Origin of the sequence: Ruegeria sp. R14_0 (assembly GCF_017743975.1) — a bacterium.
Classification (GTDB): domain Bacteria; phylum Pseudomonadota; class Alphaproteobacteria; order Rhodobacterales; family Rhodobacteraceae; genus Ruegeria.
The window spans coordinates 21,249-47,050 of sequence record NZ_JAGHRC010000011.1 but is presented as its reverse complement, the minus strand read 5'-3'; the positions used below and the strand labels follow the sequence as shown (position 1 = coordinate 47,050).

The following is a 25,802-nucleotide window of genomic DNA, read 5'->3' as shown; positions in this document are numbered from 1 at the left end:
AAACCAATGATGCCCGGTCTGCAGAAGCACGCCGCATCTGCATTGCTTGGGGGCGGAGTGCAGCAAGTCCAGGCTGCGGTTCCAACATTTGAACGCGGCAAGGTGAACCTGCGCATGATTGCTTAGCATAAGCGGCTAGCGCGATTCCGAGCCGTTAGAAACATACTCCCCAATGACCGCCCGGCTGCCATTCAACCAGATCGCGTTCAGCCAGAAGGCGAAAGCGGCGGGAAAGTGGGTACTGTCACCAATCTCTCCATAATACTGGCGTTGTTGGTGCCAGAGTTTGGGATCATCTTTCGACGCCAACGCGGTTGCACGCAGGTTTTCCCACTGCGGGTCATTGGGTTCGATTTCCGAACCATTTTCTCGAATGCCCGCACACATCCTGCACCAGAACGCCTCTGCCAATGCGAGCCCGTCGATGGAAGCACCTGTCGCGAGTGCATCACGTAGCGTAGGCAGCAGAAAGCCAGGGTGCCGCGCTGAACCGTCGAATGCGACCCGGCGTGTTGTGTCGTGAATTGCGGTATTCGCAAATCTACGCTCAACCAACCCAAGGTATTCCTTCGCTGTCGTTCCGGGCACAGCTTCGACATGTGGCAGGATCTCTTCGGCTTGCACTTTTCTGAAAAAAGCAACGATGTCCCGGTCCTTCATGCATTCCGAAATCGTCGGGACGTTCAGAATTTCCCCGACATTTGCAAGCAATTGGTGCCCGCCATTCAAAATACGCAGCTTCATGGTTTCATAGCTGTGAACGTCGTGGGTCAGTGTGACTCCAACCTGTTCGAGCGGCGGTCGCCCGGCGCAGAAGTCATCCTCGATCACCCATTGACGAAAATTCTCGTGAGAGACCGGGGCATGGTCGTCGATACCCAGCGCGAGGCATTGCGATATCACTTGATCCGTCGTTGCAGGAACGATGCAATCTACCATCGAATTCGGGAACGCGCCGTTTTGGTCAATCCAGTCGGCCAGTTCTGGGTCGGACAACCGCGCCAATGCGACAACGCAGTTTCGCAGGATCGCGCCGTTTCCCTGAAGATTGTCGCAGCTGAGCGCGGTAAAGGGTTTTAACCCGTTTTCCCTGCGTTGGTTTAGAGCCGAAACTATTGCACCAAAGGCTGTCCGAGGGCGATCGAGGTTTGTCGCATCATGGCGAATATCCTCGTGGCCGATGTCGAAGGCACCCGTGTTGGCATCCAGAAAATACCCGCCTTCGGTGACAGTCAGTGAAACAATCCGAATGGCGGGGTCGGCCATTGTCCGGATCAGCGTTGCGTTGTTTTCCTGGATCGGAAGGTAATCGATCATCGGGCCGATGACCTCGGCGGACATTCCGTCTGGGTCCAGTTCGATCAGTGTTGTCAGGCAGTCCTGCGCCAGCAACCGTTCACGCATATCTGCGTCGTAGCTTCGCACACCCGCGCCGATGATCGCCCAATCATGGGCTTGCCCTTGCTGCATCAGTTGATGAAGATACCAAGCCTGATGCGCGCGGTGAAAATTGCCAAGCCCGATATGAACGATGCCCGGCGTAAGCTCCGAGCGTTCATACGCAGGGGTCCTTACCGATTTCGGCAGACCAGACAGGTTACCGCGTCGCAGCCGCACCGGAGGTTTTGCGTTCGCCACAGGGTCCATCAGCTCATCCAATTTCCACCGTCGACATTGTAGGTTTGTGCGACGATGTATTCGGCGTCATCCGAGGCCAGAAACACCGCCATCCCGGTCAGATCTTCGGCGCGACCCATCCGGCCGTAAGGGACGGCCGCCGCCACTTCGCTTTTCTTCTGGCCCAGCGGTTTGCCTTCGTGTTTTGCGAAGAACGCATCAACACCGTCCCAGTGCTCGCCGTCGACAACGCCCGGAGCAATCGCGTTCACGTTGATCCCATGTGAGATCAGGTTCAGCCCAGCCGATTGCGTCAGGGATATGATCGCCGCCTTGCTTGCGCAGTACACCGCGACCAACGGCTCGCCCCGCCGTCCGGCCTGAGACGCCATGTTTATGATCCGGCCTTTGGTTCCGTTTTCGATCATTTGGCGCGCGACCGCCTGCATTGTGAACAATGCGCCAGCGACGTTTATTTCGAACACGCGGTCATAGTCTGCACGCTCGATCTCGACGATTGGGGCTGCAGTGAAGATGGCGGCGTTGTTGATCAGTATGTCGATGGGGCCGAGAAGAGAGGCCGTTTTGGCGACGGCCTCATCTATGCTCTGCTGGTTTGTCACGTCCATCTCAATCGCGACCGCCGCCTCGCCTATTTCGTCTGCAGCGGTCTGCGCGCGCTGGGCGTCGATGTCGGCGATGGCGACGCGCGCACCCTCAGCCACATAGGCTTTGGCAAAGGCCAACCCGATGCCTCGCGCAGCCCCGGTGATCAGGGCGGTTTTGCCAGCCAGACGCGTCATTCGATCCGCAAGCCTTTCGCGTCAAACTTGTGGATAACGTCCGCGCGCGGTGTCAGGTGGATGCGATCCCCGTGGCGGAAGCCAACTTCGCCGTCCGCACGGACGGTGATCGTCTCGGCCAGACCAGTTTCATGAACATGGAAAAAGGTGTCCGAGCCGAGGTGTTCCGAGACACTGACGACCCCTGACCACTCACCTTCGGTTTCCGAAACTGCGATATGTTCGGGTCGGATTCCGATGGTTTGAGCGCCGTGTTTTGCGGCCTCGGGCCCTTCGATGAAGTTCATCTTGGGTGAGCCGATGAAACCCGCGACAAACAAGTTTCGGGGCGTCCGGTACAGCTCTAGCGGGCTGCCGACCTGTTCAATCACACCGGCCTGAAGCACCACGATCTTGTCAGCCATGGTCATGGCCTCGACCTGATCGTGGGTCACGTAGATCATGGTTGTCGCCAGACGCTCGTGCAGTTCGCTGATCTCCAACCGCATGCCGACGCGCAGCGCTGCGTCGAGGTTCGAAAGCGGTTCATCGAACAAGAACGCGGCGGGTTCACGCACGATGGCGCGCCCGATGGCAACGCGCTGGCGTTGACCGCCGGACAGTTGGCCGGGACGGCGATCCAGATAGTCGGTCAGGTTCAGGACGCCGGCGGCACCTTCAACGCGCTTGTCGATCTCGGCCTGATCCAGCTTCGCCATGCGCAGTGGGAAAGCGATGTTCTTGCGCACTGTCATATGCGGGTAGAGCGCATATGACTGAAACACCATCGCCAGACCGCGTTTCGCGGGTGGCACATCGGTGGCATCCGCCCCGTCGATGTCGATAGAGCCCGACGTGATATCCTCCAACCCTGCGATCAGGCGCAGCAGCGTAGATTTACCGCAGCCCGACGGGCCGACGAAAACTGTGAACTCGCCATCCTCGATGGTCAGATCAAGCGGGGGAATGACCTCGACGTCGCCGAAGCTCTTGGTCACGGACTTGAGTTGAATGCGTCCCATACGTCGTTTTCCTTATTTCACAGCGCCGAAGGTGAGGCCGCGGACAAGTTGTTTCTGGCTGAACCAGCCAAGGATCAGGATTGGTGCGATTGCCATGGTCGAGGCTGCGCTGAGCTTGGCAAAGAACAGGCCCTCGGGGCTGGAATAGCTGGCGATGAAAGCCGTTAGGGGCGCCGCGTCAACGGCCGTCAGGTTGAGCGTCCAGAATGCCTCGTTCCACGCCAGGATGAAGTTCAGCAGAACGGTCGAGGCGATACCGGGGATGGCCATGGGTGTCAGCACATAGAGGATTTCCTCTTTCAATGTCGCTCCATCCATCCGTGCGGCTTCCAGAATTTCACCTGGGATTTCGCGGAAGTAAGTGTAAAGCATCCAGACGATGATCGGCAGGTTGATGAGCATCAGCACCACGACCAACCCTCCGCGGGTATCCAGCAGACCCAGACGGATAAACAGCAGGTAAATCGGATAGAGAACGCCCACTGCTGGCAGCATCTTGGTGGACAGCATCCACAGCAGTATATCCTTGGTGCGTTTGGACGGAACAAAGGCCATCGCCCAAGCGGCGGGCACCGCGATGATGACACCCAGAATGGTTGAACCACCCGCGATGATGACCGAATTCCAAAGGAACCGCATATAGTCCGAGCGTTCCTGCACAATGGCATAGTTCTCGAGCGTCCAGTCGAAATTCAGGAACAGCGGTGGGCTGGCAATCGCCTGTGCCTCGGTCTTGAAGCTGGTCAGGATGGTCCAGAGGATCGGGAAAAAGATCAGTAATCCTACTGCCCAGGCGAGAACGGTATTCAGCGATTTGCGGCGGGTTGTGACAGCGCGGGCCATGGTCTTACCTCCTCACGCGTCCAGGTTCTTGCCGACGATGCGCATCAGGAAGATCGCAACGATATTGGCCAAGATGATTGCGTAGACACCTCCGGCCGATCCGAGGCCAACGTTCTGGCTTTCCAGCACACGCTGGAAGATCAGGTAGGTGAGTGTGCGGGTGCCGAACGCGCCGCCGGTGGTCACGAAGATCTCGGCGAAGATAGACAGAAGAAAGATCGTCTGGATCAGGATCACGATGGTAATCGCGCGACTTAGGTGCGGCAGGATGATGTGATAAAAGCGTTTCAGAACCGGCGCGCCGTCCATCTCAGCCGCTTCCAACTGCTCACTATCCAGCGACTGGATTGCGGTCAGCAGGATCAGCGTTGCAAAAGGTAGCCACTGCCACGAGACAATCATGATAATCGAGGTCATCGACGCCTCGGACAGCCATGAGATAGGCTCGGCCCCGAAAAAGCGCCACAGATGCGCCAGCAGGCCGTTCACGGGATCCATGAACATGTTCTTCCAAACCAGCGCGGATACGGTGGGCATGACGAAGAAGGGTGCAATCACGAGAATACGGACGACGCCTTGGCCCCACATGGGTTGATCCAGAAGCATTGCCAGCAGGATGCCCAGAATGACCGTAATGATCAGCACGCCGCCGACGATCATCAGTGTCGCCTGTACCGCGGGCCAGAATGAACTCGACGAGACAAACCGGACATAGTTGTCGAACCCGACCCAGCCCAGATCACCGCCGCGCAGCGGAAGATATTTCTTGAAGGAAAAATACAGCGTCATCGTCAGCGGCACGAGCATCCAGCCAAGCAGCAGGACCACTGCGGGTGCCATCATCAGGCGAGCAACGGATCGGGAATGTTGAGTAGCCATTGAGCAAACCCTCTCTGATCAGGCGTAACGCAGCCTGCGAGAAAAACGTGGGTTGTGGAAGGGGTGAGCGGGGGGCAGAGCGCTGCCCACCCGCCGGGGAGGGATGCCTCAGTACCCTGCGGCTTCCATTTCTTCAGCAGTGAAGGCCTGTGCTTTCGCAAGCGCCTCGTCTACCGATTGCTGTCCGGCATAGACTGCCGAGAACTCCTGGCTCACCTGTGTGGCGATGCCAGCGAATTCCGGGATCGCGACGAACTGGATGCCAACATAGGGCGTCGGTTGCGCGCAGCAGTTATCCGGGTCAGCCGCAAGGATCGAATCCAGCGTCATCTTGGCGAATGGAACCTTCTGGTATTCCGGGTTCTCATAGAGCGACGTCCGCGCACCCGGAGGCACATTGGCCCAACCTTCATTCTCGGCCACCAACTCGATGTAGTCTTTCGAAGTTGCCCACTCGATGAACTGCTTGGCCGCATCTTCCTGTTGTGTGCCCGCCGGAATGGCCAGTGCCCAGGCCCAGAGCCAGTTGGCGCGTTTGTCGACACCTTCCGAATTTGGTGCGAGAGCAAAACCAACCTTGTCCGCCACAGTCGAGTCGTCTGGATTGGTCACAAATGACGCCGCAACGGTGGCGTCGATCCACATGCCGCACTTGCCTTGCTGGAACAGCGACAGGTTCTCGTTGAAGCCGTTTGTGGCATATCCCGCTGGGCCGGATTCATTCATCATATCGACAAAGAATGTAAGCGCCTCTTTCCACTCGGGCTGATCGAACTGAGGTTTCCAGTCCTCGTCGAACCAGCGCGCGCCGAAGGAGTTTCCGGTCACGGTAATGAAGGCCCCGCCTTCACCCCAACCGGCTTTGCCGCGCAGGCAAATACCGTTGATATCGTTATCGCGGTCGGTCATTGCTGCCGCGGCTTCACGAATAAACTGCCAGGTCGGTGCTTCGGGCATTTCCAGACCGGCCTGTTCCATCAAGTCGGTGCGGTACATCACCATTGAGCTTTCGCCATAGAACGGCGCTGCGTACAACGTGCCGTCGTTGCTGAGACCGTTGCGCATTGCGGGCAAGATGTCATCAACGTCGTACTCGGCTGACATGCCTTCCAGCGGCACCAGCCAGTCGTTCGCCCCCCAGATCGGCGTTTCGTACATGCCGATGGTCATGATGTCGAACTGACCGCCCTTGGTGGTGATGTCGGTGGTAACGCGCTGACGCAGAACGTTTTCTTCCAGCGTCACCCACTCGACGTCGATGCCGGTCGCTTCGGTGAATTTGTCGGTATAGCCCTGCATCCGGATCATGTCGCCGTTGTTCACAGTAGCGATCGTGATGGATTGCGCGTGGGCTGCTGCCGTGGCGACGAAAGTCAACGCAGTCGCCGCACGAAGTGCGTGCTTCAGATACATCCCTGTCCTCCCTGAGCTTGGATGTCGTGCAGGGAGCCTAGAGTGTAAATTGTCGCGCCGTCAATAAAAACTTTACGCGCGTTAAAATTAATGACCTAGGCAGAGTCCCTTAACACCAGTCGTGCCGGAAAGAGCGTTTCGGTTCTGTTTTCGAATTTCCCTCCATTTTCAATGAGTTCGAACAGTGTTTCGACGCTTCGTGCAGCCACATTGTCATAGTCGTGGGCAGCCGTCGTCAGCGAAGGGCACGTGAATTTGGCGAACGGATGATCGTCGTTTGAGGCGACGCGCAGCGCGCAGTCTTCTTTTCGCCCGACGCGAATCCCCTGTTCGTAACAGGCCGCAAGAAAGCCGATTGCAAGCCGGTCGTTGCTGCACAGAACCGAGTCCGTCTTCAGCTGACGCTCTTCCAGAGTTTTAAGGGCACCCCTGTGCCCGATCTCTTCAAAAGCCCAACCTTTGCCATCGACTTTGATAATGTGCGGCTCGAAACCCAGGCGCTCCATCACTTTGACATAGGCCTTTCTTCGCTTGTTGGCGTTTGGGTTTGCAGGTGTGCGCATTTCAAAGAAAGACGGGGGCTCGCCTGTCCGCGTCATGTATTCCACTGTTTGTGACACAAAGCTGAAATTGTCTGAGCCTACGAACGCAGCCCCTAGGCCATCAAGATTACTGTCAAACAAAACGGTTGGCACGCGGGCGCAGAACTTCTCGATCACGGACCTGTCCGAGATGCGCCCTAAAGGTGCCAACAGTACGCCTGCGGGTTTCATGGATTGCAGGCCGTCCAAAATTTCGTTTTCCAGCTTTTGTTCGCCATGCGAACTGAACAAGGACGGGCGATACCCCGCTGCGATACAGCTCTGTTCAAGATAGCGTGCGATTTCGGCAAAAAACGGATCGGCCAAATAGGGGACGACGATGCCGATATTCTTGGTCAATTTTCTGTTCTGGTTCACAGCATAGATGTTCGGGCGATAGTCAAACCGTTCCAGCGCTTCTTCGATGCGGGCCCTCGTCGTTGGGCGCACACTGTCGGGATCGTGAAAGTACTTGGACACCGTGGGCCGAGAGATCCCGCTGAGGGCCGCAAACTCTTCCATATTCTTTATCTTGGTCATGCCAGTCTGCCTGCGGATCTTAGCCGCCTTGATCTTATCATGTTTTTACATATTCTTTGCGCGCGCTAAAAAATCAATAGCCGGTCATTGTCCGGGCGTTTCTGTAGGCAAGGGGTTTGAATGTATCTCGGTATCGATATCGGAACGTCAGCGGTCAAAGTTGTCTGTGCGGACATCGATCGCATTCTTGCAACGTCTTCGGTAGAGCTAAAGACGTCGTCGCCACAATCCGGCTGGTCAGAGCAGCATCCGGACCTCTGGTGGCAGGCGACACGCGAGGCGTTGCACAAGATCGCAGCTCAGATCATGTTGTCTGAGGTGAAAGCCATAGGGCTTTCCGGCCAAATGCATGGCGCGGTTTTGTTGGACCGCGATCTATGCCCGATCCGGCCAGCCATCTTGTGGAATGACAGCAGGGCGATACGGGAATGCGATGAATTGCGCGCCGCCCAGCCGCAAATTGGTCAAATCGCGGGTGTGCCCCCTTTGCCGGGTTTTACTGCACCCAAGATCGCTTGGTTGAAACGAAATGAGCCGGGAAGCTATGCCCGGCTTGCCCATATCCTGCTGCCGAAAGACTATATCGGATTACGCCTGCACGGAGAGTTGGCAACCGATACCTCAGACGCTGCTGGGACGCTGTGGTTGAATCAGGCGTTGCGAAACTGGGATGCGGGACTGGCCGAAGCAACGGACGTTAAGCCCAGCTGGTTGCCGCAGGTTTGTGACGGTCACAGCGTCGTTGGGATCGTGACGGCGAAAGCAGCGGCTGAAACCGGGTTGAAGGCCGGTGTATCCGTCGTGGCCGGAGGAGGAGATGCGGCAACCGGAGCTGTATCTCTGGGTGCCACCGAACCCAGGCGCGGCTTCATTTCGTTGGGGACATCCGGCCAACTGTTCGTGGCGGATCAAGAATACAAGCCGAACCCAGACCGCTATGTGCACGCCTTTGCCCACACATTGCCCGACCGTTGGTATCAAATGGCAGCGATGCTGAACGGGGCCAGGCCGATTTCATGGATAGGCGGTCAGCTTGGGCTGTCCGCTGCCGAAGTCGTCGCGCTTGCCGAAACGGTTACCGGGGATCGCGTGCCGATTTTCCTGCCGTATCTGACTGGCGAACGCAGCCCGCTTGGCGATCCACATATCCGGGCGTGTTTCTTTGGCTTGGAGGATTCAACCACACGCGCCGACATCTGCCGTTCCGTGCTGGAGTCCATTGCATTTTGCTTTGCCGATGCAGCGCAGAGTTTCGGGGACACTATGGGCACCTTGTCGGAACTGGCTGTCATCGGAGGGGGGAGTAAATCGGATTTGTTGCTCAAACTGATCGCGACAGCGATTGATAAACCGTTAGTGCGCTCGGAAGGGGCTGAATCTGGTCCGGCATATGGTGCGGCTCGTCTGGCGGCTTGCGGCGATGGTGCCGTTGCCATAGCCGATCTTGCATTTCAGCCCGCAACTACCGATGGGTTCGAGCCAGCCGAAATGACAGCTCTCTTCGAGCGGTTCGCGCGATTTCGCCGCCTCTATGCCGCCATCAAAGACGTCAATTAGTGTCCAAAAGATTTTTCTGCAAAGCTTGGCTGATCGTAAACTGCGATCCGCTTAAGTCTCCTTGGCTTTACGGGCGCCGGGTTGCGTGTCAGACGCCCGCCTTTATCAAATCGCTTGCCTTTTCGCCGATCATGATCGCTGGCGCGTTGGTGTTGCCGCTGACGATTTCCGGCATGATCGAGCAATCCGCCACCCGCAGGTTAGCTATGCCATGTACCTTCAGCTTTGCATCGACAACAGACATCTTGCTGCTTCCCATCGCGCAAGTTCCCGTTGGGTGATAGATTGAAGTCGAATTGGATCTGGCCCAATCCAGTGTGCCTTCATAATCGTCGCTACTCAGCTCTGATGTTGGTCGAAACTCCTCTGATATCTTCGAGGCCAGAGGGTTCTGCTTGGCAATTCTGCGCGCGATGTTCACACCGTCAACAATCGTTCGGCAATCCGTTTCCGTAGAAAGGTAGTTTGGTATGATTTTGACATACTTAGACGGATCAGGGCCATCCAGACGCAGTTCACCTCGGCTTTCCGGGCGCAGCTGACAGACCGACATCGTGAAGGCTGAAAACGGATGGACGCCTTCACCGGGGCTGTCAGCAGACCATGGCTGCACATGGAACTGAATGTCCGGAGTTTCAACATCGGGTCGGGTTTTCATGAAGCCTGTGGCAAGGCTGGCGGCCATGGTCATTGGGCCCGCGCGAAACAGGGCGTATTTCAGGGCGATGCGCGCCTGATTGAAAAGGCTGCGCACTTCATCATTCAGCGTCGGCTCATTGCATTTGAACACCAGTCGAGCCTGCAGGTGGTCCTGCAAGCCCTTGCCAACTCCGGGAAGGGCATGCTGGGGGTCGATACCATTTTCCTTCAGATGATCGGGGTCACCGATACCTGACAGCATCAGAATCTGAGGAGAATTGATTGCCCCGCCCGAAAGTATGATTTCTCGCCGAACTTTTAGTGTTTGTTCAGCGCCCGTGCGGTCGCGGTAAACCAAACCAGTTGCTTTTTTCCCGTCCAGAACCACCCGCGAAACCAGTGCGTTGGTGATGATGTTCAGATTCTGGCGTCCTCGAATGGGTTTGAGGTAAGCCACGGCTGCGCTGCACCTGCGTCCATTTCGGGTGGTCAATTGGAAGTAACCCACGCCTTCTTGTTCAGCACCATTGTAGTCCGGGTTGAACGGGTAACCGGCGGCCTGTGCTGCCGCCACCCAGGCATCGCAGATGGGGCGTTGAATCCGCATATTGGACACAGACAAGGGTCCACCGACACCGTGGTAGTCGTCTTCGCCTCGCTCCTGATCTTCGCAGCGTTTGAACAGAGGCAGGACATCGTCCCAACCCCAACCTTCGTTCCCCATTTGCCGCCAGCGGTCGTAATCCTCTTTCTGACCGCGCACATAGAGCAGCCCGTTCAGTGACGACGATCCGCCCAGCACCTTGCCACGCGGCCAGTCGATAGACCGCCCGTTCAGCCCCGGATCGGGCTCGGTGCGGTAACACCAGTCGACCGAAGGGTTATGCATGGTTTTGAAATAGCCCACGGGGATGTGAATCCATGGGTTTGTATCCCGGCCACCGGCTTCAAGCAGTGCGACAGTCACATTGGGGTCGGCGCTGAGGCGGTTGGCAATCACACAGCCCGAAGACCCGGCCCCGACAACTGCATAGTCTACTTCCATGATCACCTCCCTGAAACCGGTTGCAAAAAGTTCTAGCCAAAAGAGAAGAAATACACTAGCATTTTTTGATACAAAACGTCTCATTTTTTGCGAACAGGGAGGTAAGCAATGGAGATCGGACGGAAACTAAGTGGTATTTCACGGAGGGATTTCTTCCGTGTGGCAGGCCGTTACGGCATGAGCTCGACGCTATTGGCGGCAGGCGGGTTCGGTGGCGCGATGAGTCTGGCGAATCTGGCTCAGGCTGCCGAATCAACTTATGAGAAGCGCTTTTCGAAAGAGCCCAAGCACACGTTGAAGTTCGGCGCATCCGGTTTTAATACGCGCAACCTGCTGATCGAGCGTGCCGGTGCGATCGAGTTCGCTCGGGATCTGGAAGAACGTACAGATGGTGAAATTCGGATCGAATTCATCGGCGACAACCAGATCTGTGGTCAGTTGAGCTGTGTCGAGAAAACCCAACAGGGTATCGTCGACATCTACGCGGCATCGACCCAGAACTCTGCTGGCGGCGCGCCCTACCTGAACGTGCTGGACTATGCCTACATGTTCCCCAGCCGGGCGGCGCAGTATCACTTCTTCTATAGTCCCGCGAGCCAGCGTATTCTGCGCGACCCGCTGGAAAAGCGGCATGGGCTTAAATTCCTGTTCACCCATTGCGAATTGCGTGGCCTGCAAATGGGCTCGACCTTTGCTGACAAGCCGACGGTGACAAAGCTGGAAGAGCTGTTTGGCACGAAGAACCGCGTGACGGGCACGCAGCTGGGCCGGATTGCGATGCAGTTGCTTAACCTCAACCCCGTGCCGGTGGCATGGGAAGAGACGCTGGACGCACTGAAAACCGGTCTGATCGACGGTGCCGAAACATGGGCATCGGCTGTTGCATATGCGAACATGGCGCCGGTGGTTTCGCAATCGGTGAACCTCAAGTTCTTCTGCGGCACCGAGCATACGTCGATGTCGGCCGAGGTGTTCGACGGCCTTGGCGGAGAGTTGCAGGATGCGGTGATGGAGTCCTCGTATTTCACGCAGGCCCTCATCCAGGGCGCAAACGAAGCCGCGCTGTTGAACACGGTCGGTTTCTCTGAGCCCCAGCTTCCCAACACAATCTTCGCTGAAAACGGCGTTCGTCCGGCCTTCCTGCCGGATGATCAGATCAAGCTGGCCGAAGAGATGTGTGCCCCGAACTACAACCCGGAACCCTGGGCCCAGTGGCGCGAGCGTCTGAACAAATGGGCCGGTGGTATCGACACCTATCAAGAGATCTACGACATCGCGCGCGAAATCCCAGCGGATACGCTGCCCGAAAATGTCGAGCCGCGCCGTTGGTGGATGGGCCAGGCCTAATCTAGTCTCTATCGAACCGGCCCTGGTTGGGCCGGTTCCACACAACACCGACTGGGAGGACGGGGTTCATGTCTTTTTGGGCAGATACAGGTGCGATCTTCAGCGCCTTTCTCAGCCAGGATTCGTTTGAGATTCAATCGGCATTGGAGTCCGATGCGACTTGGGTTTGGGGCGCGATTGTGTCGGCCCTCGGCGGGTTCTTGATCATGCTGATCTATCGGGCAGTGCCCTTCGTCGAACGCCACCTGGAACGGTCGGTGATGGTATATTCCTACCTTGCGATCGCCTTGATCATCTTCTGGGGCGTGATTGATCGGTTTGTGTTCAACGATCAAGAGCCCTGGTCAACCACCATTCCGCCCCTTCTGTTCATGGTCATGGCCTGGTTCGGAGCGTCCTATAACGTCCGCCTGCGCACTCATCTGAGCTTTAGCGAGTTTCGCACGGCCATGCCGCGCGGCGGGCAATTGGCCTGCCTGATGCTCGACGCGGTTCTGTGGTTCATCTTTGCGGTGATCGTCATCGTGACCACGACCCGACTGGTCGCACTATCGGCATCGAACTTTCAGATCGTTCTGGGCACCGACAATATCATGCAGTGGTGGTTCCTTCTGGCCGCGCCTTTGTCCTTCTTTCTCATGGTCGGGCGCGTGTTTCAGAACCTGGCAGATGACCTGCACAACTGGAAAACAGGCGAGCCGCTGATCAAGCAGGCCGTGATCGGAGCAGACTGATGACAGACGGAACCATGGTCACACTGATCTCGCTTGGGGTCACTTTCCTATTCATGTTGGGCGTGCCAGTGCTGCTGGTGATCGGCTATTGGGTCATTGGCTGTTCCTTTGTCCTTGGCCTGACGCTGGACAACATGGGCGCCGAGTTGCTGAACGTGTTCAACAAGGGGTTCGCCCTTTTGGCGATGCCCTTGTTCATTCTGACCGGCGACCTGATCAACAAATCTGGAATCGCGAGGCGGCTCAGCGATTTCGCCTATGCCTGTCTGGGCTGGATACGCGGCGGGCTGGCGATGGCATCGCTTGGCGCTTGCGGATTGTTCGCGGCAATCTCGGGATCGAACTCGGCGACGACGGCCACGATTGGGTCGATGTTGCACCCCGAGATGGTCAAAGGTGGATATGACGAACGCTTCAGCGCTGCCACAGCGGCGGCGGGCGGCACGGTGGGGATCATCATTCCGCCGTCTATCATCTTCATCGTTTACGGCTTCTTGATGAACCTGCCGATTTCCGAACTGTTCGTAGCAGGTATCCTTCCGGGCGCGTTAATGGTCTTTGGCATGCAGTTCGCCTGCTGGATCATCTGCCGTATGAACGGCTGGGGCCACCTGATCCCGTTGCAACTGAACCGAGTGCTGAAAACGGCCTTCGGCGCATGGCTGGGATTCTTCGCTATCGGTCTGGTGCTTTGGGGCATCTATACGGGCAAGTTCTCTCCGACCGAGGCGGCGGGCGTAACCGTTGGGTTCTGCGTGATCGCGGGTTTGGTCAGCTATCCGATCAACCGGATCATGGGCGCGCGCAACGACATTTCTCCAACCGATAAAAGCTATGCCGAGATGTTCGTGGTCGAAGGGTTCACAATCCCTGAGATCCCCTCGATCGTGATCCGTTCGGCACAGATCACTGGCATCCTTGCACCGCTGATCGCCATTTCTGTGGTGATGCAGCAAATCCTGTCTCTGCTTGGGGCACAGCAAACCATCGGGGACTTTGTGACCTCGATGGGCGGGTATCACGCTGTCCTGTTCACCTCGATGGTGATCGTGTTCTTCTCAGGCATGGTGCTGGAAAGCCTGCCGGTTACGATCATCTTGGCTCCGATCCTTGCGCCGATTGCGGCCTCGGTGGGCATTGACCCGATCCATTTCTCGGTGATTTTCCTTGTGGGGGCGTCTATCGGATTCATTACCCCGCCTTATGGGTTGAACCTCTACGTGGCCTCGGGCGTGACCGGCGTGCCATATTTCCGACTGCTGAGATACACGGTGCCCTATCTGGTGTCGTTGCTTTCCGTATGGATTTTGGTGTCTCTTGTGCCCGATCTGGCCTTGATCCTGCTGCCAAATAACTAGACTGTTACGCGATGGCAGAGACGGATTCACAGGATAAGGAAACTCAGATTCCGACCAACTTGCGCCTTCTTCTCATCCTTGAGGAGGTGGCGCGGCGGGGGGTCGCCGTCAAACCATCGGAACTTGTCGAGGCATTGGGTCTGGCCAAACCAACTGTTCACCGCTTACTACAAACCGCAGAAACCGAAGGTTTCCTGCAACGCGATCTTGATGGTCGCTCGTTTGGCCCGGGACCTCGTCTGCGGTTGCTATCGGTCAACACGATGTCTTCCGAGCACCTGCGCACGGCGCGATTGGCAATTCTGCGCAGCGTAGCTGAAGACGTTGGCGAAACATGCAACCTTGCCATCCCGGACCGAGAGGGGATGATCTATCTTGATAGGGTGGAAACAAAATGGCCGCTGCGAATTCAACTGCCGGTCGGCACGCAGGTGCCGTTCCACTGCACCGCCAGCGGTAAGATGTACCTGTCCACTCTGCGGCAGAAAACGCTCGATGGGTTCCTTGCCGCAGGGAATCTAAAGCCGCAAACTGAACGCTCGCTGACGGATCCCGGAGTTTTGCGAGCGGAAATCCTGAAGATCGCCGAGAAGCAGTTTTCCACCGATGATGAAGAGTTTATGGCTGGCATGACGGCACTTGCCGTGCCCGTTCTGGATGGGCAGGGCAGGTTGGTGGCCACACTTTCAGTACACGCCCCAACACAACGTCATGACGTCAAAAGCCTGATGTCGTTTTTGGCTGTACTTCAAAAAGGGGCCAGCGAACTTTCGGCTCTTTTGAATGAGTGAATGGTGTTTGACGCGATGTGCAAGGCGCGCGCTAACTGTAATCAGCCGCGGTTTCAAACATCGACGGGTGCCGGTTAGTACTAGAGCATAGCTGACGAACGCGTGGGCGCTTGCGCCATTGGCAGTGAAGTGAAGCCTGAAATGGACAAACCTTCTGAGATTAGAAAAGCCATCCTGACTGACGGTGATATGAGTGTTTCGGTTCTGAACTATGGAGCCATTACACAGTGTTGGTGGTTCAAAGGTATCCCTCTCATTCTTGGGTTTGAAGACCCGAGTGCCTATCTCACCGACCCGCGGTATTTGGGCGCAATCGTTGGTCGTGTTGCGAACCGGCTTGATGGCGCAAGGTTTGACCTGGAAGGGCAAAGTTTTGAGCTGAGCGCCAACGAAGGCAAAAACACGCTGCACGGTGGCGCGGAAGGACTTTCAAAGCAATTCTGGGACCTTGAGCAGAGTGCTCAGAACGCGGTCTTGCTGCGCTATGTGTCGCACGACCGAGAAAGTGGCTTTCCCGGAGAGGTCAGGTTCGAGGTCAGGATTAGCCTGCATTTTCCACGCTTGGTCTATTCGATAACTGCAATGCCGGACCAACCAACGCCAATTAGCATAGCGCAGCACAATTACTATACCTTGGGGGCCTCGGACGGCGTAGACCAGCATACGCTCGGGCTTGCATCAGACCGGTTTCTTGAGATTGATGATCGAGGCATCCCGACGGGCAGGGTGCGGGCGACCAAAGAAAGCGAACTCGATTTCTCGGAACCCAAAACGATTGGCAGTGCTTCTGAGGGAATCGATCACTATTTTTGCTTTGATCAGGATCGCGACCGCAATAGGCCAGTGGCAGAACTCGTCGCGCCGACTGGTCTTGCTTTGTCAGTCTGCTCTGACCAGCCCGGTGCGCAGGTATATTCGGGCTATCGGACGCCGGGACCCGTAGGCGCTTCGCGTGGTCTTTGCATTGAACCATCGGGCTATCCCAATGCCCCCAATATCTCTTCTTTTCCCTCGATTATCTATACGCCCGAAAACCCGTATCGGCAGGAGCTCGTGCTCGAGGTGTCCGAGGGCCACCATGAAAGCTAGAATGTTGCTCCCGGCCGGGTGTTACTGCGGCCGCCTCCGCCTGAAACCTTTTCACGCGTCGCAAATCAATCGATCAAGCATTTCAAACTTCTGTTTGATGAACTCAAGCAGCCGGTGCGTTGACGCTGACATGCCGCGCCCACTCAGCGTGACGCATCCCAAATGACGATCTGGATCGCCTATTTTGATAGGCAATGCCGTTAGCGTCTTTTGTCGTTGCATCATGAAGACCACTGAATAGGGCAGAACTGTCAGAGAATCCGAACCCGTCAGAACATTCACAACCGCACTCAGCGACCCGCCAGTGAAACTGATCTTCAGGTCGCGAACGCCGATACCATCAAGGGTGTTTCGCAAATCGCGGAAAAGCGGGCTGTTTGCGGGCGGTGCGATCCAGGAATAGTCGGTAATATCTTCAAGCTTTACCGTCTTTTTGCGCGCCAGTGGGTGCCCGGCCCGGCAGGCAATGACATTTCGGCCCGGCAGGATCTGGCGGAACTCGAATTCGGCGGAAACGTCCGCTGGCCGTATGGGAAGAACGGCAACATCCAGCGCTTCACTGGATAGTTTGGACAATAGCTCGGTCGGGTACCCATAGGACTGGTCGATCCGAATATTTGGGTGCTCTGTTTGGAATTCGGCAATTACGCTCGAAATAACTCCGTCCATAAAGATCGGAGTCCCGGCAACTCGGATCGCACCCGCAAGACCCTGGCGGTATTCGTCAACCAAGCGGCTGGCCTGCCGACCGGCATCCAGAATTCTCTGACCTTCCTGAGCAAGGGCAAGGCCTAGTTCGGTCGGTTGCAGCGGCCGGCGGGTTGGCTGGAACAGAGGCTCGCCCACCCGATCTTCGAGCAGAGAGACGCTTCTGGAAACGCTCGGCTGAGATTTGCCAAGTAAAGCAGCGCCTTCGGTCAGACCGCCGGCTTCGACAATCGCGGCAAGAATCTCCAGATGTCTCGGATCCAACTTCATAACGCAAAGTTATATTGGTTGCTGAAAATTCGATCAAGAACGCATTCCCGCCCTGCTAGCGTTTCTTTCAATCCGCATACACATGCATTCGAGGAACGCGCCCCATGGCCTCCAGCACCACAAGCATCAACGGTCAGAAAGTCCGGTTTGGTCAGGGCTTGCGCAATGATATCTGCGCTGAGTTGTCCGAGTTGGGATCGGCAAAAGCCCTGGTGCTGTCGACACCCCAGCAAGTGGATATGGCGATGGAGCTGGCGACGACGATCGGGGATCGCGCGGCAGGCGTTTTTACACGGGCAACAATGCACACGCCGGTCGATGTGACCGAAGAGGCCGTAGAGCACGCTCAATCTGTTCAGGCGGATAGCATCGTATCCATCGGCGGCGGTTCGACGATTGGTCTAGGCAAAGCGATTGCCCTACGCACCGGACTGCCGCAAATCGCTGTTCCGACCACTTACGCTGGCAGCGAAGCCACCCCGATACTGGGACAGACCGAAGGCGGCATAAAAACCACCCTTACGGACCCGAAGGTTTTGCCGCGGGTCATTTTATATGACCCTGAACTCGTTGCGTCATTGCCGCCAGCGATGACCGTAACAAGTGCGTTGAACGCAATGGCTCATGCGGCCGAGGCCTTGTACGCAAAGGACCGCACAGAGCAGACAACGGAACTTGCGATCGATGGGTTAAAGGCATTTGCCACTGGCTTGCCAAAAGTCATCGAACAGCCGGGTGACCTGACCGCGCGTGCTGAAACACAGAAAGGTGCGTGGGCCTGCGGCACGGTGCTTGGCCTGGTCGGAATGGCGCTGCACCACAAGCTTTGTCACACGCTGGGTGGGTCCTTCAATCTGCCACATGCCGAAACCCATGCGATCGTTCTGCCCCATGCCATCGCTTACAACGCACAGGACGTGCCCGAGTTGCTTGCACCGATCTCAAAGGTTTTGGGCGGTACCAACCCCGGGCAGGCGCTTTGGAGTTTCGCCGAACAAATGGGCGCGCCGATGGCTTTGAAAGACCTTGGGCTGGCTGAGGCCGACCTGGATCGCGCCACCGAAATCGCACTGAAGAACCCGTATTGGAACCCTCGACCGATCACGGCGGATGGGTTGCGGGTCCTGTTGCAAAACGCCTGGGCGGGAAACGCCCCGAGCGATTGAGTTCACCGTGTCAAGGGAGGGACACATGATCACACGACGCAAATTGCTGCAATCCAGCGCCGCAACCGGCCTGGGACTGGCCGCCGGTGCCCTCGCTGCACCCGCTATAGCCCAGGGAGCAAAGATCAAGCTGGGCTATGTCAGCCCGCAATCAGGGCCGTTGGCTGCATTTTCCGAAGCAGACAAGTACATTTTGGATAACTTCGCAGCGTCCGAGGCGGGTGCGAATTTCGAAGTGATCGTCAAGGACAGCCAGTCGAACCCGAACCGGGCAGCAGACGTGGCGGGCGAGTTGATCGTGGATGATGAGATCGACCTGATGCTGGTCGCCTCGACTCCCGAAACCACGAATCCGGTTGCCTCGACCTGTGAGGCCGAGGAAGTGCCCTGCATTTCAACCGTCGCGCCGTGGCAGCCATGGTTCATCGGTCAGCAGGGTAATCCCGGCGACCCGGCAAGCTGGGAGCCGTTTTACTACGCCTTTCATTTCTTCTGGGGCCTTGAGGATGTGATCTCGGTTTTCACTGCAATGTGGGGCCAGTTGGACACCAACAAACAGGTTGGCGCGTTATTCCCGAATGACGGTGACGGCAATGCGTGGGGCGACCCCAATGTCGGCTTCCCCCCGGTCCTGTCCGAGTTGGGGTATAACCTGACGGATCCGGGGAGGTATCAAAACCTGACCGATGATTTCTCGGCCCAGATCAACGCGTTCCGCCAGGCGAATGTCGAAATCGTAACCGGCGTCCCGATCCCGCCGGATTTCACCACGTTCTGGAGCCAGGCCAAACAGCAGGGCTTTACGCCCAAGGCAGCAAGCATCGGTAAAGCGATCCTGTTCCCGCAAGCGGTCGAGGCTTTGGGCAGCGCAGGCAACAACCTGAGCTCTGAGGTCTGGTGGTCACCAACGCACCCGTTCTCTTCCTCGCTGACGGGTGCAAGCTCGGCCGAATTGGCGCAAGGGTACACAGCAGCCACCAGCCGCCAATGGACTCAACCGATCGGCTTCGTGCACGCGTTGTTCGAAATGGCGGCCAACGTCATGGGCCGTGTGGATGACGCGGGTGACGGGGATGCAGTGGCCGAGGCAATCGCGGCAACGCAGCTGGATTCAATCGTCGGTCGGATCGCCTTTGACGGTGCGGGCTTGCCGCCATTCGCCGCTCAGAACGTCGCCAAGACGCCCTTGGTTGGGGGGCAGTGGCGGCTGCTCGATAACGGCAGTTATGACCTGGTGATCGTCGATAACTCCTCTGCGCCCGAAATCCCGACCGCGGGTGTGATGGAAGAAATCACCTGATCGCAATGAAACCAACGCCCCGGACCCAAGTCCGGGGCAGGGACCCTGGCATGACAATTCTATCGCTCAAAAATGTCTCAAAAAGCTTCGGTGCTTTGACCGTCACGGACGACGTCAGCTTTGATGTCGAACAGGGGCAAGCGCTTGGGATCATTGGTCCGAACGGGGCCGGGAAGTCGACGCTGTTCAATCTGATTACCGGCAATCTGACCTCGGACGCGGGCACGATCCATTTTGATGGAACGGACGTTACCCGGGTTCCACCGATGCAGCGGTGCTTGTCCGGTATAGGGCGCTCATTCCAGATTCCGCAGCCGTTTGATCATTTGACCGTTTTCGAGAATCTGCTGGTGGCGGCAACGCACGGGCAAGGGAAATCCGAACAAGAGGTCGAACAGGACTGCGCTCGCATCCTTGAGCAAACGGAATTGGCCGATGCGGCGAACAACCCGGCCGGTGGTCTGCGATTACTGCAGCGCAAGCGGTTGGAACTGGCGCGTGCCATGGCGACCAATCCAAAGCTTTTGCTTCTGGATGAAATCGCCGGGGGTTTGACCGACGCGGAATGCACCGCCCTGATCGACACGATCAAAGGACTGCACAGCAGCGGGGTTACGATCATCTGGATCGAACATGTCCTGCACGCCCTGACGTCTGTGGTCGAACGTTTGTTGGTTCTGGACTTTGGCAAGGTCATTGGCCTCGGTGACCCGGACGAGATCATGAACAGTCGGGAAGTCAAAGAAATCTATCTGGGGATCGAAGTCTGATGAGTTTGCTAGAGACCCAAGGGCTGACTGCCCATTACGGAGATTTCCAAGCCCTGTTTGGCGTGGATGTCCGCCTGGAAGAAGGCGAAACAGTTGCCATCATCGGAGCGAACGGGGCCGGTAAATCGACCCTGATGCGTTCGATCTCAGGTGTCCTGACCAACGGCTCCGACCAAGTACGCTTTGATGGCAAACCCATTGGCGATCTTCCGGCGGATGAGATCATGGGGCGCGGCGTCGCCATGGTGCCTGAAGGACGCAGGCTTTTCCCGTCTTTGAGCGTCGAAGAAAACCTTCTGATCGGGACCTATGGTCGGAAAGTTCAGGGGCATTGGTCGTTGCAAACCGTCTACGACCTGTTTCCCATCTTGCAGGAACGCCGCAACCACCCGGGAACAGCATTGTCGGGCGGGCAGCAGCAGATGGTGGCCATTGGCCGCGCCCTCATGAGCAACCCTCGTGTCTTGCTTTGTGACGAGATCAGTCTGGGGCTGGCTCCTGTAGTCATCAAAGACATCTACGCCGCTGTCCCACGCATTCAGGAGGCCGGAGCCAGCCTGATTGTGGTCGAACAGGACATCGGCCAGGCCATGAAGGTCGCAGACCGCGTCTATTGCATGATGGAGGGTCGCGTCACGCTGGAGGGTACTGCTGACACGCTCAGCCGCGAGGCCATTCACGACGCATATTTCGGAGGAGCCGCGGCATGATTTGGATCGACACCATCATTCAGGGCGTACTGCTGGGCGGGCTCTATGCGCTCTTCGCCGCGGGGCTGAGCCTTGTGTTCGGGATCATGCGGCTGGTCAATCTGGCCCATGGGGACCTGATCGTGTTTGCCGCGTATTTGATCCTTCTGTTGGTCTCAGTGTTGGGACTGTCGCCATTTCTGGCGGCAATCATTGCGGCGCCAATCATGTTCGGCGTCGGTTGGGCGTTGCAACGGCACGTTCTGAACCGCGTGCTGGGGCCGGATATCCTGCCGCCGCTTTTGGTAACTTTCGGTCTGTCGGTCGTCTTGCAAAACGCCCTTCTCGAAGGGTTCTCGGCCGATAGCCAACGTCTGCCAGCGGGCGAAATTACCACCGCCTCGGTGCAAATGGGTGGGCTGAACCTCGGTGTTCTGCCGCTGCTGACTTTCGCCTCGGCGATCCTTGTTATCGTTGGGCTGAACCAGCTTTTCTATCGCACGGAATTGGGCCGGGCTTTTCGCGCAACCTCGGATGATGCAGTGACTGCGGGCCTTATGGGCATTCGACCCGAGCGTATCTTTGCCACCGCGACGGCCATCGCGATGCTCGTTGTGACTTTGGCTGCGCTTTATCTGGGAATGCGCGCGAACTTTGATCCCAATATCGGCCCCGCGCGCCTGATCTATGCTTTTGAGGCGGTGATTATCGGCGGTCTGGGCAGCCTTTGGGGCACGCTGGTGGGTGGGATCATCATCGGGGTCGCACAGACTGTTGGTGCTGCAATCAATCCAGAATGGCAAATCCTGGCCGGGCACCTGGCCTTTCTCATCGTGCTTCTGATCAAACCCAGAGGCCTGTTTCCAAGGGCGGTGGACTGATGGCTGATACTTCGATGTACCGTGTTCAGACACAGACCCGCGCGTCCTACAGCGCCGGAGCCGTCTGCATCGCTTTGATCATCCTGTTCATCCTGCTGCCCACCTTCGCCGGCCGGGGATTGATCCAGGATCTGTTCTTTATCTTCACAATGCTTGTTCTGGCGCAATTCTGGAACTTGCTGGCAGGGTATGGAGGCCTTGTCTCAGTCGGTCAGCAAGCTTTCGTGGGTATGGGCGCCTACGCCATGTTTGGCGGCGTCATCCTTTGGGGCATGGATCCAGTTTTTGCGATCCTCTTGGGCGGCGTTGCTGCCCTGATCGTCGCCATCCCCACGGCCTTTTTCGCCTTCCGCCTGCAAGGGGCTTATTTTGCGATCGGCACTTGGGTGATTGCCGAAGTCATGCGTCTGCTGGTGGCCCAATGGAAAGTTCTGGGTGGCGGAACCGGGACCTCACTGCCGCGCACAGCAACGCGTGAGATGTGGGCGACCGAATGGATCCAAACCACGTTTGACGTTCGCGGTGCGGCGGCGCGGGATATTCTGACCTACTGGCTGGCCCTGGCGCTGGTGATCGCAACAATCGCGGGCATATACTGGCTGCTCAGAACAAAGCGTGGACTGGCGCTGGCTGCGGTCCGCGACAATGTCGAAGCAGCAAAATCCGTGGGCGTGGATGCCGTGCGGATGAAATGGCTGGTCTATCTTGTCTCAGCCGCCGGGACGGGCCTGACCGGGGCGCTGATCTACGTTCAAAAGTTGAGGATCTCGCCTGATGCGGCCTTTTCGGTCACCGACTGGACGGCTTATGTGATCTTCATCGTCGTGATCGGGGGTATCGGTACTATCGAAGGCCCGATCCTGGGCGTGCTGATCTTCTTTATTTTGCAGAGCCTGCTGGCGGATTACGGCTCCTGGTATCTTATGGTGCTTGGACTGATCGGGATTGCGGTCATGCTGTTTGCGCCACGTGGTCTGTGGGGGCTGATTTCGGAAAAGACCGGGCTGCAGATTTTCCCTGTGCGCCGTCGCCTTGTGCTGACGAACCCAAAAGACGGCTCCAACTCAATTCAATCTGACAAACAGAGGGAGGCGTAACATGGCCACCATCACAACAGATGTTCTGATAATCGGAACCGGACCAGCAGGGTCTGCAACGGCGGCTTTGCTGTCCAGCTATGGCGTCGAGAACATGGTTATCAACCGCTATCGTTGGCTGGCCAACACGCCACGGGCGCATATCACCAACCAGCGCACGATGGAGGTGTTGCGCGATCTGGGTCACGAGGTCGAGGCCGAAGCCTACATGCACGCCGCGCATCAGGACCTGATGGGTGAGAATGTATTCTGCGAAAGCCTGGCGGGCGAGGAAATCGGGCGCATGAAAAGCTGGGGCAACCATCCTCTGTCCAAAGCTGAACACCTGCTGTCCAGCCCGACTATGATGAATGATCTGCCCCAGACTTTCATGGAACCGATCCTGTTCGGTACGGCCTGCCGCCGAGGCACGCAGGCGAGGATGAGCACCGAATACTTGCGCCATGAACAAGACGCGGACGGTGTCACGACGACATGCCTGGATCGGTTGTCGGGTGAGGAAATCACTATCCGGTCGAAATACCTTGTCGGCGCAGATGGTGGTAATTCGCTGGTCGCCGAACATGCCGGGCTGCCTTTCGAAGGCCAGATGGGCGTTGGCGGGTCGATGAATATCCTGTTCCGAGCGGACCTCAGCAAATACGTCGCGCATCGTCCCTCGGTCCTGTATTGGGTGATGCAGCCCGGCGCGAATGTGGGCGGCATCGGCATGGGGCTGGTCCGCATGGTCCGCCCTTGGAACGAATGGCTTATCGTCTGGGGCTACGACATCAACCAACCCGCCCCCGAAGTTGACGAAGCCATGGCGACGCAGGTTGCGCGTCAGCTTGTCGGCGACCCAGAGCTTGAGATCGAACTCATCAGCGCCAACACCTGGACCGTCAACAACATGTACGCGACCCATATGCAAAAGGACCGCGTGTTCATCATGGGGGATGCCGCACACCGCCATCCGCCGTCCAACGGGTTGGGATCGAATACGTCGATACAAGACAGCTTTAATCTCGCCTGGAAACTGGCGGCCGTGCTGAAAGGCCACGCCGGGGAACAGTTGTTGGACAGCTACAGCGAAGAGCGCGCACCAGTCGCAAAACAGATTGTAACGCGGGCCAACCAGTCAATCGGCGAATTTGGCCCGATCTTTGAAGCGCTGGGCATGGCCGAAGGTGTCGACCCGGAAGTCATGCAAAGCAACCTCGAGGCCCGCACCGGGTCAACACCCGAAGCTGCGGCGCAACGACAGGCTATTCGTGAGGCGATTGCGTACAAAAAGTATGAGTTTGACGCCCATGGTGTCGAAATGAACCAGCGGTACGAGTCCGGCGCGATTGAAACAGATGGTCAACCCAACCCGGGTTTCGATCAGGACGCCGAATTGCATTATCAGCCGACAACATGGCCCGGCGCACGCATCCCGCATGTCTGGGTCTTTGATCATGACACGGGCAACAAGCATTCGACGCTGGATATTTGTGGTCGTGGAGAGTTCACCGTGCTCACCGGTATAGGGGGCGAAGCGTGGGTGGCCGCTGCGAAGGCCGCCTCGAAGGAACTCGGCATACCCATTCGTTGCCATGTCATTGGCCCTCGCCAGACCTATGTCGATCATGCCGGTGATTGGGCCCGGGCATCCGAGATCTCGGATACAGGCTGTCTCCTCGTTCGGCCAGATCAGCACGTCGCCTGGCGTTCAGCTGACATGGTCGCGGATGCCGGGGCCGAGCTGCGTCGGGCTCTGACCAAAATCCTTTCGCGATAAGCGAATCCCGATCACACTTGTACAGGTTAGGAGGTCACAATGGACTCGCATGAGATGGGATACTTCACCGAGAAAAACTCGGCCGAGGTCGTTGCTGCGCGGAACAAGAATGCTGAAAGCGAACGGCTGAAAGAGGTGATGGAGGTCATCACCCGCAAGCTGCATGAAGCCGTGAAAGAAATCGAGCCGACGCAAGAAGAGTGGTTCGAAACAATCATGTTCCTGACCAAGGTTGGGCACATGTGCGATGATTGGCGGCAGGAGTACATCCTTCTGTCCGATGTTCTGGGCGTCTCGATGCTGGTGGATGCCGTGAACTCGCGTCGCCCGACTGGGGCTTCTGAAAATACGGTGCTGGGCCCGTTCCATGTGGGTGGCGCACCTGAGTACGAGATGGGTCACAATATCTGCCTCGACCAGAAAGGTGAGGATATGGTCGTGCGTGGCCGCGTCACCGACGTGGATGGAAACCCGCTGGAAGGCGTCAAGATTGATGTCTGGCAAGCCAATGATGACGGGTTTTATGACGTGCAGCAGAAAGGTATTCAGCCTGATTTCAATCTGCGTGGTGTTTTCACGACCGGAGCGGACGGCACCTATTGGTTCCGCGCCGTACGTCCCAAGAACTACTCGATTCCGGATGACGGTCCAGTCGCTGATCTGCTGCACCGCCTCGGGCGGCACACCTACCGACCTGCCCATTTGCATTACATTGTTTCGAAAGAGGGGTTTGATGATCTGACCACGCATATCTTTGACCCCGATGACGAATACATCAACTCGGATGCTGTCTTCGGAGTCAAAGAAAGCCTGATCGCAGAATTCAAACGCGTCGATGACCTGGTGCGGTCACAGGAAGTCGGTTTTGACGGTCCCTATTGGGATGTCGAGTTCGATTTCGTTCTGGCCTCAAAAGAGGCGTGAA

Annotated in this window: 23 protein-coding genes; 14 read left to right on the top strand and 9 right to left on the bottom strand. The window is 57.3% G+C overall.

Annotated elements, in window-relative coordinates:
- Positions 1-135 precede the first annotated feature (135 nt).
- The 7 genes from J7416_RS21085 to J7416_RS21055 all read right to left on the bottom strand — a co-directional run bounded on the left by J7416_RS21085 (position 136) and on the right by J7416_RS21055 (position 7,677).
- A complete protein-coding gene (locus tag J7416_RS21085; RefSeq protein ID WP_209227567.1) occupies positions 136-1,647 on the bottom strand; it encodes a mannitol dehydrogenase family protein in 1,512 nt (503 codons plus the stop codon).
- Entirely contained in the window at positions 1,647-2,420 is a 774-nt protein-coding gene (locus J7416_RS21080; RefSeq protein WP_209227565.1) for an L-iditol 2-dehydrogenase, read from the bottom strand. Before J7416_RS21080 ends, J7416_RS21085 begins: the two co-directional genes overlap by 1 nt.
- Positions 2,417-3,421 carry an ABC transporter ATP-binding protein gene (locus J7416_RS21075; RefSeq protein ID WP_209227562.1) on the bottom strand — a complete coding sequence of 335 codons (1,005 nt, stop codon included), beginning with the start codon at positions 3,419-3,421 and terminating at the stop codon, positions 2,417-2,419. Before J7416_RS21075 ends, J7416_RS21080 begins: the two co-directional genes overlap by 4 nt.
- Positions 3,422-3,433: 12 nt before the next feature.
- A complete protein-coding gene (locus J7416_RS21070) occupies positions 3,434-4,264 on the bottom strand; it encodes a carbohydrate ABC transporter permease (protein ID WP_209227560.1) in 831 nt (276 codons plus the stop codon).
- 12 nt (positions 4,265-4,276) lie between these two features.
- A complete protein-coding gene (locus J7416_RS21065; RefSeq protein ID WP_209227558.1) occupies positions 4,277-5,143 on the bottom strand; it encodes a sugar ABC transporter permease in 867 nt (288 codons plus the stop codon).
- A gap of 108 nt (positions 5,144-5,251) precedes the next feature.
- A complete protein-coding gene (locus J7416_RS21060; RefSeq protein ID WP_209227556.1) occupies positions 5,252-6,556 on the bottom strand; it encodes a sugar ABC transporter substrate-binding protein in 1,305 nt (434 codons plus the stop codon).
- Between the two features lie 95 nt (positions 6,557-6,651).
- Positions 6,652-7,677, bottom strand: a complete 1,026-nt coding sequence (locus tag J7416_RS21055; protein ID WP_209227554.1) for a LacI family DNA-binding transcriptional regulator — start codon at positions 7,675-7,677, stop codon at positions 6,652-6,654.
- A gap of 120 nt (positions 7,678-7,797) precedes the next feature.
- Here J7416_RS21055 and xylB point away from each other — a divergent pair, with 120 nt between their 5' ends.
- Positions 7,798-9,234, top strand: coding sequence for a xylulokinase (xylB, locus tag J7416_RS21050; RefSeq protein ID WP_209227552.1), 1,437 nt, complete (start codon positions 7,798-7,800; stop codon positions 9,232-9,234).
- Between the two features lie 88 nt (positions 9,235-9,322).
- Here the strand turns inward: xylB and J7416_RS21045 are convergent, their stop codons facing one another.
- The gene (locus J7416_RS21045; RefSeq protein ID WP_209227550.1) at positions 9,323-10,918 is read right to left on the bottom strand and encodes a GMC family oxidoreductase N-terminal domain-containing protein; all 1,596 of its coding nucleotides are present in this window, start codon (positions 10,916-10,918) and stop codon (positions 9,323-9,325) included.
- A gap of 108 nt (positions 10,919-11,026) precedes the next feature.
- Here J7416_RS21045 and J7416_RS21040 point away from each other — a divergent pair, with 108 nt between their 5' ends.
- The 5 genes from J7416_RS21040 to J7416_RS21020 all read left to right on the top strand — a co-directional run bounded on the left by J7416_RS21040 (position 11,027) and on the right by J7416_RS21020 (position 16,237).
- Complete coding sequence (locus tag J7416_RS21040; RefSeq protein ID WP_209227548.1) at positions 11,027-12,265, top strand: TRAP transporter substrate-binding protein; 1,239 nt, start codon at positions 11,027-11,029, stop codon at positions 12,263-12,265.
- Between the two features lie 68 nt (positions 12,266-12,333).
- Positions 12,334-12,999 (top strand): TRAP transporter small permease subunit, encoded by a 666-nt coding sequence (locus tag J7416_RS21035; protein WP_209227546.1) that lies wholly within the window; start codon positions 12,334-12,336, stop codon positions 12,997-12,999.
- Positions 12,999-14,357 carry a TRAP transporter large permease gene (locus J7416_RS21030; protein WP_209227544.1) on the top strand — a complete coding sequence of 453 codons (1,359 nt, stop codon included), beginning with the start codon at positions 12,999-13,001 and terminating at the stop codon, positions 14,355-14,357. Before J7416_RS21035 ends, J7416_RS21030 begins: the two co-directional genes overlap by 1 nt.
- Before the next feature lie 11 nt (positions 14,358-14,368).
- Positions 14,369-15,148 carry an IclR family transcriptional regulator gene (locus tag J7416_RS21025; protein ID WP_209227543.1) on the top strand — a complete coding sequence of 260 codons (780 nt, stop codon included), beginning with the start codon at positions 14,369-14,371 and terminating at the stop codon, positions 15,146-15,148.
- Between the two features lie 141 nt (positions 15,149-15,289).
- Positions 15,290-16,237, top strand: coding sequence for an aldose epimerase family protein (locus J7416_RS21020; RefSeq protein ID WP_209227541.1), 948 nt, complete (start codon positions 15,290-15,292; stop codon positions 16,235-16,237).
- A 51-nt stretch (positions 16,238-16,288) separates the two neighbouring features.
- On the opposite strand, the gene J7416_RS21015 is transcribed toward J7416_RS21020, so the two are convergent.
- Positions 16,289-17,215, bottom strand: coding sequence for a LysR family transcriptional regulator (locus J7416_RS21015; protein ID WP_209227539.1), 927 nt, complete (start codon positions 17,213-17,215; stop codon positions 16,289-16,291).
- Between the two features lie 104 nt (positions 17,216-17,319).
- Here J7416_RS21015 and J7416_RS21010 point away from each other — a divergent pair, with 104 nt between their 5' ends.
- From J7416_RS21010 to J7416_RS20975, 8 genes are read left to right on the top strand one after another with little or no spacing between them, the layout of a single operon-like run.
- Complete coding sequence (locus tag J7416_RS21010) at positions 17,320-18,381, top strand: maleylacetate reductase (protein WP_209227537.1); 1,062 nt, start codon at positions 17,320-17,322, stop codon at positions 18,379-18,381.
- A 25-nt stretch (positions 18,382-18,406) separates the two neighbouring features.
- Positions 18,407-19,681, top strand: a complete 1,275-nt coding sequence (locus tag J7416_RS21005) for an ABC transporter substrate-binding protein (RefSeq protein ID WP_209227535.1) — start codon at positions 18,407-18,409, stop codon at positions 19,679-19,681.
- A gap of 50 nt (positions 19,682-19,731) precedes the next feature.
- Positions 19,732-20,451, top strand: coding sequence for an ABC transporter ATP-binding protein (locus J7416_RS21000; RefSeq protein WP_209227533.1), 720 nt, complete (start codon positions 19,732-19,734; stop codon positions 20,449-20,451).
- Positions 20,451-21,161: an ABC transporter ATP-binding protein gene (locus J7416_RS20995; RefSeq protein ID WP_209227531.1), complete on the top strand. Its 711-nt coding sequence runs from the start codon at positions 20,451-20,453 to the stop codon at positions 21,159-21,161. Before J7416_RS21000 ends, J7416_RS20995 begins: the two co-directional genes overlap by 1 nt.
- Positions 21,158-22,021: a branched-chain amino acid ABC transporter permease gene (locus tag J7416_RS20990; protein ID WP_209227529.1), complete on the top strand. Its 864-nt coding sequence runs from the start codon at positions 21,158-21,160 to the stop codon at positions 22,019-22,021. The genes J7416_RS20995 and J7416_RS20990 overlap by 4 nt, the downstream gene beginning before the upstream one ends.
- On the top strand, positions 22,021-23,118 hold the full coding sequence (locus J7416_RS20985) for a branched-chain amino acid ABC transporter permease (RefSeq protein ID WP_247744414.1): 1,098 nt from the start codon (positions 22,021-22,023) through the stop codon (positions 23,116-23,118). Before J7416_RS20990 ends, J7416_RS20985 begins: the two co-directional genes overlap by 1 nt.
- Before the next feature lies 1 nt (position 23,119).
- On the top strand, positions 23,120-24,877 hold the full coding sequence (locus J7416_RS20980) for an FAD-dependent monooxygenase (protein ID WP_209227527.1): 1,758 nt from the start codon (positions 23,120-23,122) through the stop codon (positions 24,875-24,877).
- A gap of 39 nt (positions 24,878-24,916) precedes the next feature.
- A complete protein-coding gene (locus J7416_RS20975) occupies positions 24,917-25,801 on the top strand; it encodes an intradiol ring-cleavage dioxygenase (RefSeq protein ID WP_209227525.1) in 885 nt (294 codons plus the stop codon).
- Position 25,802: the final 1 nt, after the last annotated feature.